Consider the following 13,106-nt stretch of genomic DNA (forward strand, 5'->3'; position numbering starts at 1 on the left):
TCCTTGGCCCGACCCTCGCCGATCAACGCGGGCAGCCGGTGGGTCGCGCCGGCGCCGGCCAGGATGCCCAACCGCACCTCCGGCTGCCCGAAGACCGCCCGGCCCGTGCACACCCGCAGATCGCAGGCGTACGCCAGCTCCGCGCCACCGCCCAACGCCGGGCCGTCGACGGCCGCCACCGTCGGCATCGGCAGCGCCCGGATGCGGGCGAAGGCGGCCGAGTTGATCGCGGCGAGGGCGTCGGTGCGACCCCTCTCGCGGAGCTGGCCGATGTCGGCGCCACCGGCGAAGATGCCCGCCGTGCCACCGGTGAGCAGCAGCAGACGCGGACGGGCTTCCAACTCGGCGCAGACCTGGTGCAGCTCGGCGATCAGGTCGGCGTCGATGGCGTTGCGCTTCTCCGGCCGGTCCAGGGTGACCACCAGCCGGTCCGGCCGCTCCTCGATCCGCAGCCCGCTCACTGTTTGACACCGCCTTCCCAGCGGTAGAAGCCGTGCCCTGACTTCTTACCCAGCCGCCCGGCGGCCACCATCTCCTCCAGCAGCGGCGGCGGCGCGAACCGGTCCCCGTACGCGGTCTGGAGGGTGCGGGCGATGTCCAGCCGCACGTCCAGGCCGACCAGGTCGGTGAGCTCCAACGGCCCGATCGGATGCCGGTAGCCGAGCACCATGGCCTTGTCGATGTCCGCCGGGCTGGCCACCTCGTCGGCGACCATCCGGATCGCCTCCAGGCCGAGGGTGACCCCGAGCCGGGAGGTGGCGAAGCCGGGCAGGTCGCGTACGACGACGGGGTCCTTGCCCAGCCGGCCGGCGAGCGCGACGGCCGCGGCGGTGGTCTCCTCGGCGGTGGCCGGGCCGACCACGATCTCCAGCAGCGTCATCGCCCAGACCGGGTTGAAGAAGTGCAGGCCGAGGAAGCGCTCGGGCGCGTCCAGCCCGGCGGCCAGCGCGCCGATGGCGATGCTGGAGGTGTTGCTCCCCAGCAGCTCCGGGCGCAGCGCGGCGGCATCCCGCAGCACCGCCCGCTTCAGATCGAGGCGCTCCGGCACCGCTTCCACGATCACCTGGGGGGCGGGTGCCACCTCGGCGAGGGTGGGGCGCAGCGTCACCCGCTGTCGGTTCGCGGCGGCCTCGTCGGCGCTCAGCTTCCCGCGCTGCACCGCCCGCTCCCACAGCTCGGCGAGCCGGTTCTGCGCGGCCGCGCCCCGCTCGGGGTCCACCTCGACCACCTCGACGGCGTGTCCGGCGCCGGCCGCCACGTACGCGATTCCGAGCCCCATGGTGCCGGCCCCGACGACCACGAAACGATCGCTCATCACGCCTCCCTGCCCCGCCCGCCGACGCGCGGGGTCGCCGCCACGCCGGCCCGGGTGTCCCGCCCGCTCCGCTCGCTCATGCTGCGACAGTAGACAGCGCGACGACCCGGCCCATGCGTGGGGGAGCGCCGGATCGGGTACTGACGGCCCGTCAACCGAGGGAAGGACCGCATCGAGATGAGCCAGGCACCGGAGAGCGTCACCGACGGCGAGATCGTGGAGACCCGAGGCGACGAGCGGGTCGAACTGTTGCGCGCCGACACCAACAACGACGGTCAGACCGACGTGTGGGTGGTGGACACCGACGGCGACGGTAAGGCCGACCTGTTCCAGTTCGACACCGACGGCGACGGCAAGGTCGACATCACCATGGTCGACATCGACGAGGACGGCCAGCCGGACGAGGTGGTCGACGGCGACGGCGGTCTGCCGCCCGAGCAGCTCCCCCCGACCGTCCAGGTCTGAGACGTACGACGGCCCCCGCCTCCGCGCCGCGGAACGCGGGGGCCGTCGCTCAGCCGACGAGGCGCAGGGTGGCCAGGTAGTAGGGGGCGTCGCGGTCGTCCACATCGGTCAACCGCCAGCCGGTGCCGTGCACCAGGGCGGCGAACTCGTCCGCCGAGCAGACCAGGTAGTCGAACCATTCGGTGCTCAACTCGCGGTAGCGCAGCCGCAGCCGCAGTTGGCCACCGAGCCGACCGCGCCGACGGTTGCGCTCGTGGTAGCCGGTGTGCACCGGGTCGCGGGTGCCGTACGGGTCGGTGCCCTGCGCGATGATCTGCGCCCCGGGTCGGGCCAGCGCGGCGAGCGCGGCCAGGAACCCGGGGGCGCGCTCCCGCCCCTCGAACAGTCCGAGGTTGTTGCCGAGCAGCAGGAACGTGTCGTACCGGGCGCCGTCGGCGACGTGCGTCTCGACGGTGCCGTGCACCAGCCGCCGGACCCCGCGCCGCCGGCACACCTCCAGCGCGCCGGCGGAGGTGTCCAGCCCGGTGACCGGTACGCCGCGTTCCTGGAGGTGCAGCGCGATGCGGCCGGCTCCGGTGCCGATGTCCAGCGTCTCGCCGTGCGACCGGTCCACCGCGCGGTGGTCGTACGGCTGCCACTGCGCCGGCCCGTCCAGGTAGTGCGCGGCCGGAGCGCCGTTGATCAGCCCGTCGTCCCGTTCGATGATCTCGATGACCGGTCGCGGTAGCCGGCCACCGACCAGGGGTCGGGGGCCCACTCCGGTGGCCACGGCGAGCGTGTCCTGCAGCAGTTCGCCGATCACGTCACCGATTAGAGGCTCAACCGTCACGACGTTCACGCTATCTGGCCACTCAGCGGCCCGCGCCGGTCGTATCCTGGCGGCGTGACCATGCTGGACCGGCTGTCGGCCGAGAAGTACATCCTGCTCACGACCTTCCGTAAGGACGGTCGGGCGGTGCCGACCCCGGTCTGGGCGGTACGCGACGGTGACGCGTTGGCGGTCTGGACCCGGGCCGACTCGGGGAAGGTGAAGCGGATCCGCCGCAATGGCGACGTGACGGTGGCGCCGTGCGACGTGCGCGGTCGGCCACACGGGGCGGAGGTGTCAGCTCACGCGACGATCTACGGAGGTGGTGACACCGGTCGGGTCCGCGACCTGCTCAAGCACAAGTACCGCCTGATCGGTCGGCTGAGCCTGTTGGGCAGCCGGTTGCGCCGCGGCGAGGGCGGCACGGTCGGCATCCGGGTGACGTTGGCCGAGCCGCGGCGCTGATCCGCTGCCGGCGTCGTGCTCGGCGGGCATGGAAAGGGGCGGCGGATCGAGATCCACCGCCCCTGACCAAAAACTGTTGCCGGCTCAGTCGCCCTGCCGCTGCTGCGGGATCTGGCCCTGCAGCAGCGCCCTGACCTCCGACTCGCGGTACCGACGGTGGCCACCCAGGGTGCGGATGGCACTGAGCTTGCCAGCCTTGGCCCAACGGGTCACCGTCTTCGGGTCGACCCGGAACATCGACGCCACCTCGGCCGGCGTGAGTAGCGGCTCTGGTTCGTGCGTTCGCGATGCCATCGGTCACTCCTCCACATGTATAGACATCGGCCGGGGTCCCGCCGGCCGACGCGTCTCCCATGGTCCGGCTAGTCCCCGATGTCCGACATGGGCCGAACGGATGAAGGTCCCTAGACGGACGGATGAACCATGCCCGATTTTTACGACTTTTACACGGCAGAAAGTACCTTATTGGGACTCATGATCACGGTTCGTGATGCGTCAACTACGAGCGCAACTCACCTTGGGAGCGCTCCTAGGGTGATATGCCCTAGTTGCACCGCTCCAGCAGCTGCACCGCGCGCCACCGTGCCACCAACTTGTCGTACGCGGCGGACGCCTCCTCGGCCTCGCCGCGCGACAGCCCGGCGAGGCCGCCGGCGACCAGCTCGGGCGAGTCGTCAGCGGCCAGGGTCTCGTCGGAGAGCAGGTCGACCAGACCCCCGTAGTCCAACTCGACCATGGACCGTGGGTGGAACTCCTCCAGCCAGCGGGCCGCCTCCTCCACCGCCTCGGTGATCGGCGCCTCGCCCACCGACTTGCGCAGCACCGACAACGCCCGGGACGAACGGCGTCGGGCCTTGGAGATCTCGGTGCGGTAGCGCAGCGCCCGCCGGCCCGGCTGGGTGACCAGGTCCCGCTCCGTCGGGTCGAAGAGCACGAACCACCGCAGCGGTACGCCCCAGGTGGCGATCTGCTCGTGCACCCGGGGCACCCCGTGCTCCAGCACCCGGGCGCCACTGCGCCAGTCATCCACCACCGCCCTGGCCTGCCCCGCGAGCACCGGCGGCACGAAGGCGTCGGCGAGCACCGAGGGCACCCCGTCCCGGGCGCTGAGCGCGGCCTCAGCGACCCGGATGCGCAAGTTCCACGGGCAGACCAGCAGGCTGTCGTCCGTCTCCAGGACGTACGCCTCCTCCGGCAGGTCGGGCAGCCGGGTCCAGCCGGCGCCCAGCGCCTCGATCACCGCCGTCCGCTGCCGACCGGGCCCTTCGACCGGGCCGATCGCGCGCCCCTCCGAGACGTACCGGCGCCAGTAGCTCTGCCGGTCTCGATCGAAGGCGGCCAACGGTTCGTACACGCGCAGGTAAGAAGCGAAGAGCGACGGCACCGCGCGATCCTCCCACGAACCACGCCCGTACGCGGTCAGCGGCCGGAGCACGCGCGCCGCACCGTGGGACGGCGCAGGCGTGTCGAGCGCCCGCGCGGCGGCCGATACTAGGCTCGATCACACCGGCAGCATCCCCGCCGGGGTCCACCAGGTCCGCGCCCCACAAGGACGCACACCACAGTAGGAGCCAACCATGGGCGTATTCGCCAGCACCGACGACCCGGGATCGACAGGTCACGAACAGGTCGTGTTCTGCCAGGACAAGCAGAGCGGCCTGAAGGCGATCATCGGGATCTACTCCACCGCGCTGGGCCCGGCGCTCGGCGGCACCCGCTTCTACCCGTACGCGAGCGAGGACGAGGCCCTCGCCGACGTGCTGGACCTGTCCCGTGGGATGGCGTACAAGAACGCGCTCGCCGGGCTGGACCTGGGCGGCGGCAAGGCGGTCATCTGGGGCGACCCGGAGCAGATCAAGAGCGAGGCGCTGCTGCGTGCGTACGGCCGCTTCGTGGAGTCGCTGGGTGGCCGCTACTACACCGCCTGCGACGTCGGCACCTACGTGGCGGACATGGACGTCGTGGCCCGCGAGACCCGGTACGTGACCGGGCGCAGCGTGGAGCACGGCGGGGCCGGTGACTCGTCGATCCTCACCGCCTGGGGTGTCTTCCAGGGGATGCGCGCCGCGGCCCAGCACGTGTGGGGCACCCCGAGCCTGCGCGGCCGGCGGGTCGGCGTGGCCGGCCTGGGCAAGGTCGGCAAGTACCTCACCGGGCACCTGCTGGAGGACGGCGCCGAGGTGGTCGCCACCGACGTCAACCCGAAGGCGCTGACGTGGGTGCGCACCAACCACCCGCAGGTCACCCTCGTCGACGACTCCAGCGCGCTGGTCGCCGCGGATCTCGACGTGTACGCACCGTGCGCGCTGGGCGGCGCCCTGAACGACGACACCGTGCCGGCGTTGCGCGCCAAGGTGGTGACCGGGGCGGCGAACAACCAACTCGCTCACCCGGGCATCGAGAAGCTGCTGGCCGACCGGGGCATCCTCTACACCCCGGACTACGTGGTCAACGCGGGCGGCGTCATCCAGGTGGCCGACGAGATCGAGGGCTTCAACTTCGAGCGGGCGAAGCTGCGGGCGACCCGGATCTACGACACCACCCGCGAGATCCTGCACCTGGCTGACGCGGAGGGCGTGCCGCCGGCGGTGGCCGCCGACCGGCTGGCCGAGCGGCGGATGGCGGACGTCGGCCGGCTGCGCGCCATCCACCTGCGCTGAGGCTTCCCGGAGGCGGATCGACGAGATCCGCCTCCGGGCCGCGGCTGCCGGCATGGCTGGGTAAGCTGAGCCCGGGTCAAGTTTGATGCGGTTTGTCCGGTGTCACGGGCGCTAACCGTTCCGCTCCTTACCCGGTACACTGGGTGACGGCCGGATCGACGCGACGCGCAGAGCCGGCTGACGGTAACCCGAGGTGCCGAACGTTGGCATCCCCATGTACCGTAAGAGCCACGAGAGATGCCTGACGTCATCGGGGCCCGCCTTCGGGCTGCCCCGCATTCTGTGCGAGGGGGTCGAGCCATGGGGCGCGGCCGTGCTAAGGCCAAGCAGACTAAGGTGGCGCGGGAGTTGAAGTACCACTCCCCGAACACCGACCTCACCGCCTTGCAGCGCGAACTGGCGGGTGCTGGTAAGTCTGAGCACCACTTCGACGACGACTCTAAAGAGTTCGTCGACGACGATGATGAGGATCACGCGGACGACGATCCGGATCCCTGGGTCCGTCCGACCCGCTGACCTCTCGACGCAGCTGAGCACGCGGTAACCCCCGCGTGCTCACGCACGTCCTGTGCAGGTGCAGTCGCCGACGATCAGGGGCCTGGCCCGACCGGAGCCATCCGGCCGCTCGACAGGCCCCTGACAACGGCTCCCCTCAGCGCGGGCGGTTGTTCCAGTTGTAGAACGTCGGGATGTTCTCGAAGTGGTTCCATGCGCAGACCGCGCTGGAGCCGTCTCCGCCCGACACCTCCGCGCGCAGCCGCCGTGCGTCCTCGGCCTCCTGGAGCAGCGCGACCAGCGCGGGACCCGCGTCCCGCACCCGTTTGGTCACTCCGTCGTCCGCTTCGTGCTCAGGCCGCCGGTGCCTGGTGATCTCGGGCATGCTCCAACACTCCCTCCAATAGGCGGATCTTGCTGTTGCGGCAGTGCTCGGTCTCCGTACCGTCGAAACGCCCCAGCTCGAAGTAGCGGTTGGCGGCGTGACCACCACCGCAGAAACCGAAGTACGGGCAGGACGTCCGACACGCCTCCACCCCGGCCAGGAACTCCCCCACCCACGGCGTTGCCGCCGCGTCGCCGAGGATCTGCGCCAACGGGGTCGCCAGCACGTTGCCGCTGCTGAAGTCGCCGTAACGGGGATCGGTGAAGCCGGCCAGCTCGGGCGACAGCACGATCACCGAGCCGTCGTGACCGATCGTCGGGATCGGGTCCAGTTGCCGGGGCAGCAGCCCGTCCACCGAGTTGTCGAGCACCGCCGCGGCGTAGCGCAACGACCACTCGATCTCGCGGAGGTGGATCCGGGGCTCCCGGCGCCACGCCCCGACCAGCTCCGCCCAGAACGCCGACACCGCCAACGGGTCGTGGCGGTTGTCGCGGGTGTTGACACCCTCGGTCTCCTCGATGTTGATGCCCAGCACGTCGCAGCCCAACTCAAGGAAGTAGTCGTACAGCTCGGTGGCGAGCCCCGGCTCCGGGCGGGACACCACCGCCAGCGCGGAGAAGGGCAGACCGCGCCGGCGCAGCGCCGCGATGCCGTGCAGAATCCGGTCGTACGCCGGCTGACCGCCCCGGTTGACCCGGTCGCCGTTGCGCGCCCGGGGCCCATCGACGCTCACGCTCACCCGCATCTCGTGCCGGACGAAGAAGTCACACCAGTCGTCGTCGATGAGGGTGGCGTTGGTCTGCACAGGGTGCTCGACCTCGGGCCCGAACGGCGCGATCAGATCGGCCAGGTGCTCCCGACCGGCGGCCAGTGGCTCGCCGCCATGCCACACCACCGAGAAGCGACCGGTCGCCGCCCACGGGTTCACCGCTGCCGCGACCGCCTCGGCCACCGCCACCGGCATCCGGCGGTCGGCCGCCCGAAACGGCAGGTAGCAGTACGCGCAGTCGAGGTTGCAGAGGGTCGTGGGCTGCATCACGACGTACGACGGGACGGCGGCCAGACCGCGCATCCCGCTGAACGACTGTCCCCGAGCAGCCATCGCCCTCCTCCGCCTAGCCTGAGGGTGCCCTTCAGGCTAGGCGGCATTGGCCACTCGGGTGAAGCCCTGATCAGGTGCCCGTACGATCACCGGAGGGTGATCATCCTCGGGTGTGCTGACCCACCATCTGCACGTTGCCGGTGCCCTCGATGATCTCGCCGGCCTGCCACGCCTCGACGCCACGGCCGGTCAGAGTGGCCAGCGCGCGGTCGGCGTCCTCGGCCGACACGATCGCGAACATGCCGACGCCCATGTTGAAGGTCGACTCCATGTCCTGGTCGTCGATCCGGCCCTTCGTCTGGATCAGATCGAAGATCGGCTGCGGCTTCCAGGTGGACCGGTTGACCACCGCGTCGACGTTCTCGGGCAGCACCCGGACCAGGTTGCCGGGGATGCCGCCACCGGTGATGTGGGACAGCGCCCGCACCTCGGCCTCGGCGATCAGCTTGAGGCAGTCCTTGGCGTAGATCTTGGTCGGGGTGAGCAGCTCCTCACCGAGGGTCCGCTGCCGACCGAAGTCGTCGATCACGATGTCCAGACGCATCCGGGCCGCGCCGAGCAGCACGTGCCGGACCAGCGAGTATCCGTTGGAGTGCAGGCCGGAGGAGCGCATGGCGATCACCACGTCGCCCACCTCGACCCGCTCGGGGCTGAGGATGTCGGCTTCCTCGACCACACCCACACCGGTCGCGGAGATGTCGTACTCGTCCGGGCGCAGGACGCCGGGGTGCTCGGCGGTCTCCCCGCCCAGCAGCGCGCAGCCGGCGTAACGGCAGCCGTCCGCGATGCCCGCGCCGATCTCGGCGACCTTGTCCGGAACGACCTCGCCGGTGGCGATGTAGTCGAGCAGGAACAGCGGCTCGGCGCCGCAGGCCACCAGGTCGTCGACGACCATCGCGACCAGGTCGATGCCGACCGTGTCGTGAATGTCCATCTGCTGGGCGATCACCAGCTTGGTGCCCACCCCGTCGGTGGAGGACGCCAGGATCGGGCTCTTGTACTTCTTCGTGTCCAGCCGGAACAGGCCGGCGAAGCCACCGAGGTCACCGAGCACCTCGGGGCGACGGGTCTGCCGGACCTTCGACTTGAGCAGCTCCACCGCGCGGTCACCCGCGTCGATGGAGACGCCGGCGTCGGCGTACGAGACCGAGCGTTTGCGCGCTTGGCGGCCTGCGCCGCCCGTCCACGGCTGGCGGTCGCCGCCGGCGCCGGTCGGGCTGCTTCCTGCGCCGCTGCGCTCGGACACGTGCGTCACGGTTCTCCCCTTTGGTTCTCGGTGCCGCCGGCGGTAGCCGGGCCGCGCCGGTTGGTGCTACGGGCGGTTTGCGGTAACGCCACCCGGAGTGGCGACGGACGAGCCGTTGGTGGGCAGGGCCTCCGGCGTCGAGTTGGCGACGCGTCGGCCCACCCCTTCGAGCACGTGCTTTCCGATCAGGTTGCCGGCCGGCAGCTCGATCGGGTACTCCCCATCGAAACACGCCCGACACAACCGGGTCTTCGGCTGCTCGGTCGCGGCGATCAGGCCAGGAAGGGAAACGAAGCCCAGCGTGTCGGCGCCGATGGAGCGCCGGATGCCGTCGTTGTCCAACCCGTTGGCCAGCAGCTCCGCCCGGGTGGCGAAGTCGATGCCGTAAAAGCACGGCCAGCTCACCGGTGGGGAGGAGATCCGGACGTGCACCTCCAGCGCACCCGCCTCACGCAGCATCCGCACGATGGCGCGCTGGGTGTTGCCGCGCACGATCGAGTCGTCCACGACCACCAGGCGCTTGCCGCGGACGTTCTCCCGCAAGGGGTTGAGCTTGAGCCGGATGCCGAGCTGACGCAGGGTCTGCGACGGCTGGATGAAGGTACGACCCACGTACGGGTTCTTCATCAGGCCGGCACCGTAGGTGATGCCGGACGCCTCCGCGTAACCGATCGCGGCGGGAGTGCCCGACTCGGGCACCGGGATCACCAGGTCAGCCTCGACCGGGTGCTCCTTGGCGAGCTGCCGGCCGATCTGCACCCGCGCCGCGTGGATGTTGCGCCCGGCGATCGTGGCGTCCGGGCGGGCGATGTAGACGTACTCGAAGAGGCAGCCCTTCGGCTCCGGCGCGGCGAACCGCGTCGAGCGCAGGCCGTTCTCGTCGATCGCGATCAGCTCGCCCGGCTCGACCTCGCGCACCACGCTGGCACCGACGATGTCCAGCGCGGCCGTCTCGCTGGCGACCACCCAGCCGCGCTCCAGGCGGCCGAGCACCAGCGGGCGGACACCGTGGGCGTCGCGGGCCGCGTAGAGGGTCGACTCGTCCATGAAGACGAAGCTGAACGCGCCGCGCAGCTGCGGCAGCACCTCCATGGCCGCCGCCTCGACCGACAGATCCGGTCGGCTGGCCAGCAGCATCGTCACGAGGGAGGTGTCGTTCGTCGAACCGTCCGCGACGAGGCCGCGCTCGGCGACCTCCTTCTCCAGCTCGGCGGTGTTGACCAGGTTGCCGTTGTGGGCCAGCGCGATGGTCGTCCCGGAGGTGGTCGACCGGATCGTCGGCTGGGCGTTCTCCCAGTTCGACGCGCCGGTGGTGGAGTATCGCGCGTGCCCGATCGCCAGGTGACCGCGCAGGCTCGCCAGGGTGGGCTCGTCGAAGACCTGCGCCACCAGGCCGAGGTCCTTGTAGACCACCACGCCGGAACCGTCGCTCACCGCGATGCCCGCCGCCTCCTGGCCGCGGTGCTGCAGGGCGTAGAGGCCGAAATAGGTCAGATTGGCGACCTCTTCGCCGGGGGCCCAGACGCCGAAGACGCCGCAGGCATCCTGGGGGCCAGGTCGTTGGGGATCAAGGTCGTGGCTCAGCCGGCCGTCGCCTCGGGGCACCTACCGCTCCCTCATGCTGGGTCTGGACCGGGCCGGGCGGGGATCACGGGCGGATCCACACTCCTCTGCCGGGACCACTGTCGTCGCCTGACAGTGTACGCGAATCGCAGTCAGTACAGATAGTCACGATTTCCCTGCTGAGCGTCACGCTGAGTGGGACATCCGGACGACTAGAGGGGCAGATACGCCGACAGGTCCGCGCGGTTGCCGCTCATCTGCACGCGACCGTCGGTGACCGCCTCCGCCCAGCCAACCCTGCCGGTCGCCAGCTCCAACCAGGTGTTCGGGGCCATCTCGACCACGTTTGGTGGGTTTCCTCTGGTGTGTCGAGGCCCCGGGACGCACTGGATCGCCCCGTATGGTGGTACGCGCACCTCCACCGATCGGCCGGGGGCGCGCTCCGCGAGGACGGCCAACAACGACCGGACCGCCTCGCGGAACACCGGCCGTTCGGGTGTACGCCCCTCGTCGAGCGCCGACAACGCGGCCGTAACGGCAGCGGACTTACTGTGCGGAGAGGACACGACGGGACGATACGACCCGCGGGCCAGAGACGCGACGCTGGCCCTGGGTCGCGCTCATGCAGTCGGACAAGGCATAGTTGCCGACGGCGTATTCGTACCGTGATGATCCCCGGCCCGGCGCCCCGCCGGTCAGAGGGAAGTCAGCCCGGAAGGCGGTGGACGTGTCAACACACCGACGTGCCTGGAAGCAGCGGGCCGGTGTGGTCGTAGCGCTGGTTGCCGGCGCTCTGCTCGCCGTCCCCGCCACACCGGCCATGGCCGCGCCCAACGTTACAGATGTTTCGGCTTCGCCGAGCAGTGTCGAGGCCGGCAAGACCACGAAGATCAGCTACCGGCTTTCCTTCGAGGGTGACGCGGGGCCTGCCGACATCAGTTTCAGCTCGAGCAACTCGAAGCTGACCTGTGTTGACGGATGTTCTCGCGGCCGGGTGACATCGAGTGGCACCTTCGACGCCACCTTCAAGGCCGCCGATGACGTCGCCAACGGCAGCGCCACGATCACCGTCAAGGCCACGGACTCCACCGGGGTCGTGAAGCAGAGCGAAGAGGCGTCGACCACCGTCACGCTGGTCGCCAAGGCGGCGCCGCCGCCGCAGAACCAGACCGTGCGGTCGATCTCCGGCAAGGTGATCTCGCAGGCGGACAGCAAGGCGGTCGCGAACGCGGTGGTCATGCTGCGTGACAGCACCGGCCGGCAGCTCGACACCACCAGCAACGGCAGCGGCGACTTCCGCTTCACCGGCACCACCGACAAGCCGATCGCACCCGGCCGGATCGATCTCGGCGCCAGCTTCGACAATGTGGTGGCCACCAAGACCATCAACGCCGCCGCCGGACAGGCCGTCACCGGGCAACGGATCAGCCTCGCGATCAGGGTCGAGGTGACGCCCAGCGCCACCCCGTCCGCCACCCCCGAGGCCACTCCGAGCGATGAGCCGGTCGAGGAGGGCACCGAGGAGGAGGAACCCACCGAGGAGCCCAGCCAGGGTGCTCCGGCGAACGCCGCGAACACCGAGGACAGCGGCGGCATCGGCTCGTACCTCATCATCCTGCTCGGTGGTCTCCTGGTCGCCGCCGGTGTCGGCACGATCGTGCTGCTCTGGATGAAGCGCCGCGAGAACGGCGACGACGACGCTCCGGACGCCGCCGGTGGCGGCGGTGTGGTGCCGCCCTCGCGGGGCGGATTCCGCGGTGCCGACGACCAGACCCGGGTGGTCGGCGGTCGTCCCGGCGGTGGGCCGGACCCGACGATGGTCGGCGGCGCGGCGCTGAGCGAGGCCCCGACGATGATGCACCGCCCGGTGGTCGACGACGTTCCGCCGGACCCGTACGGCGCGCCCGCGCAGGCGTACGGCGGCGCGGGCCAGCAGGGCTGGGGCGGTGCCGGCTACGGCGACGAGCCAGCGCCCGGTGGTTACGGTGCCGGCGGCTACGGCAACGCGCCCGCTTCGGGTGGCGGCTACGGCGCTCCCGGCCCGGAGGGCGGCTACGGCGCCGGTGCGGCCGGTGACGGTTACGGTGCCGCGCCCGGTTCCGGTGCCGGCTACGGCGGCGCGCCCGCCTCTGGCGGCGGCTACGGCAATGCCCCGGCCTCCGGTGGCGGCTACGGCAGTCGTGACTACGACGCCCCGGGCGGCACCGCCGCCTACCCGCCGGCTCCCGCTGGCGGAGCGGCCTACGGCGAGCGGTTCGACGAGCCGACCGGCCGGTACACCGGCGACAGCACCCAGTACCCGGCCCCGGCCGACCCGTACGCCACCGGCGTCTACCAGCCAGATCAGGGGCAGGCGTACGGCCAGCCCGATCCCGCCCCGTACGGTGGTCGCGCCGCTGAGCCGACCGCGGGGTACGGCGGCCCGGAGGCTGGCGGGTACGACCAGGGTGGCTACGGCCAACCGGCCGGCGGGTACGACCAGGGCGGCAGCTACGGCCAGGAGCCTCCGGCGCAGCGCGGCGGCGGCTACGACGACCGTGGCTACGACCAGGGCGGCTATGGCCAGCCCGCCGGCGGGTACGACCAGGGCGGCAGCTACGGC

Annotated in this window: 15 protein-coding genes; 5 read left to right on the top strand and 10 right to left on the bottom strand. The window is 71.1% G+C overall.

Going from position 1 to position 13,106, the window contains the following annotated elements:
• Positions 1-461 (bottom strand): enoyl-CoA hydratase/isomerase family protein (locus KBX53_RS07115; protein WP_210858201.1); only part of this gene is annotated, 461 nt, incomplete at its 3' end.
• Positions 458-1,315 carry a 3-hydroxyacyl-CoA dehydrogenase family protein gene (locus KBX53_RS07120; protein WP_030332217.1) on the bottom strand — a complete coding sequence of 286 codons (858 nt, stop codon included), beginning with the start codon at positions 1,313-1,315 and terminating at the stop codon, positions 458-460. The genes KBX53_RS07120 and KBX53_RS07115, both read right to left, overlap by 4 nt.
• 177 nt (positions 1,316-1,492) lie before the next feature.
• On the opposite strand from KBX53_RS07120, the gene KBX53_RS07125 reads away from it, so the two are divergent.
• A complete protein-coding gene (locus KBX53_RS07125; protein ID WP_210858202.1) occupies positions 1,493-1,780 on the top strand; it encodes a hypothetical protein in 288 nt (95 codons plus the stop codon).
• Between the two features lie 49 nt (positions 1,781-1,829).
• Here KBX53_RS07125 and KBX53_RS07130 read toward each other — a convergent pair whose 3' ends face one another.
• Complete coding sequence (locus KBX53_RS07130; RefSeq protein WP_210858203.1) at positions 1,830-2,609, bottom strand: bifunctional 2-polyprenyl-6-hydroxyphenol methylase/3-demethylubiquinol 3-O-methyltransferase UbiG; 780 nt, start codon at positions 2,607-2,609, stop codon at positions 1,830-1,832.
• A gap of 54 nt (positions 2,610-2,663) precedes the next feature.
• Here KBX53_RS07130 and KBX53_RS07135 point away from each other — a divergent pair, with 54 nt between their 5' ends.
• Positions 2,664-3,053, top strand: a complete 390-nt coding sequence (locus KBX53_RS07135; RefSeq protein WP_030332212.1) for a PPOX class F420-dependent oxidoreductase — start codon at positions 2,664-2,666, stop codon at positions 3,051-3,053.
• An 84-nt stretch (positions 3,054-3,137) separates the two neighbouring features.
• Here the strand turns inward: KBX53_RS07135 and KBX53_RS07140 are convergent, their stop codons facing one another.
• Together KBX53_RS07140 and KBX53_RS07145 are read right to left on the bottom strand one after the other, a co-directional pair.
• Complete coding sequence (locus KBX53_RS07140) at positions 3,138-3,347, bottom strand: BldC family transcriptional regulator (RefSeq protein WP_007073996.1); 210 nt, start codon at positions 3,345-3,347, stop codon at positions 3,138-3,140.
• Positions 3,348-3,597: 250 nt separating this feature from the next.
• A complete protein-coding gene (locus KBX53_RS07145; protein WP_030332210.1) occupies positions 3,598-4,437 on the bottom strand; it encodes a hypothetical protein in 840 nt (279 codons plus the stop codon).
• A 193-nt stretch (positions 4,438-4,630) separates the two neighbouring features.
• Here KBX53_RS07145 and KBX53_RS07150 point away from each other — a divergent pair, with 193 nt between their 5' ends.
• Positions 4,631-5,713 (top strand): Glu/Leu/Phe/Val dehydrogenase, encoded by a 1,083-nt coding sequence (locus KBX53_RS07150; RefSeq protein ID WP_210858204.1) that lies wholly within the window; start codon positions 4,631-4,633, stop codon positions 5,711-5,713.
• A 300-nt stretch (positions 5,714-6,013) separates the two neighbouring features.
• Entirely contained in the window at positions 6,014-6,229 is a 216-nt protein-coding gene (locus KBX53_RS07155; RefSeq protein WP_030332207.1) for a DUF3073 domain-containing protein, read from the top strand.
• Between the two features lie 136 nt (positions 6,230-6,365).
• Here KBX53_RS07155 and amcA read toward each other — a convergent pair whose 3' ends face one another.
• From amcA to KBX53_RS07180, 5 genes are all read right to left on the bottom strand, one after another.
• Positions 6,366-6,593, bottom strand: coding sequence for a multiple cyclophane-containing RiPP AmcA (gene amcA / locus KBX53_RS07160; protein WP_030332206.1), 228 nt, complete (start codon positions 6,591-6,593; stop codon positions 6,366-6,368).
• Entirely contained in the window at positions 6,562-7,665 is a 1,104-nt protein-coding gene (amcB, locus tag KBX53_RS07165; RefSeq protein ID WP_305797934.1) for a cyclophane-forming radical SAM peptide maturase AmcB, read from the bottom strand. Before amcB ends, amcA begins: the two co-directional genes overlap by 32 nt.
• Before the next feature lie 130 nt (positions 7,666-7,795).
• A complete protein-coding gene (purM, locus tag KBX53_RS07170) occupies positions 7,796-8,950 on the bottom strand; it encodes a phosphoribosylformylglycinamidine cyclo-ligase (RefSeq protein ID WP_030332204.1) in 1,155 nt (384 codons plus the stop codon).
• 57 nt (positions 8,951-9,007) lie between these two features.
• Positions 9,008-10,546 (bottom strand): amidophosphoribosyltransferase, encoded by a 1,539-nt coding sequence (gene purF, locus KBX53_RS07175; protein WP_210858206.1) that lies wholly within the window; start codon positions 10,544-10,546, stop codon positions 9,008-9,010.
• Positions 10,547-10,716: 170 nt separating this feature from the next.
• Positions 10,717-11,070: a sterol carrier family protein gene (locus KBX53_RS07180; protein WP_030332202.1), complete on the bottom strand. Its 354-nt coding sequence runs from the start codon at positions 11,068-11,070 to the stop codon at positions 10,717-10,719.
• Positions 11,071-11,231: 161 nt separating this feature from the next.
• On the opposite strand from KBX53_RS07180, the gene KBX53_RS07185 reads away from it, so the two are divergent.
• Positions 11,232-13,106: carboxypeptidase-like regulatory domain-containing protein (locus tag KBX53_RS07185; RefSeq protein WP_210858207.1), on the top strand; the 1,875-nt coding region annotated here is incomplete at its 3' end.

Origin of the sequence: Micromonospora sp. M51 (assembly GCF_018070305.1) — a bacterium.
GTDB classification, from domain to species: Bacteria; Actinomycetota; Actinomycetes; order Mycobacteriales; family Micromonosporaceae; genus Micromonospora; species Micromonospora parva.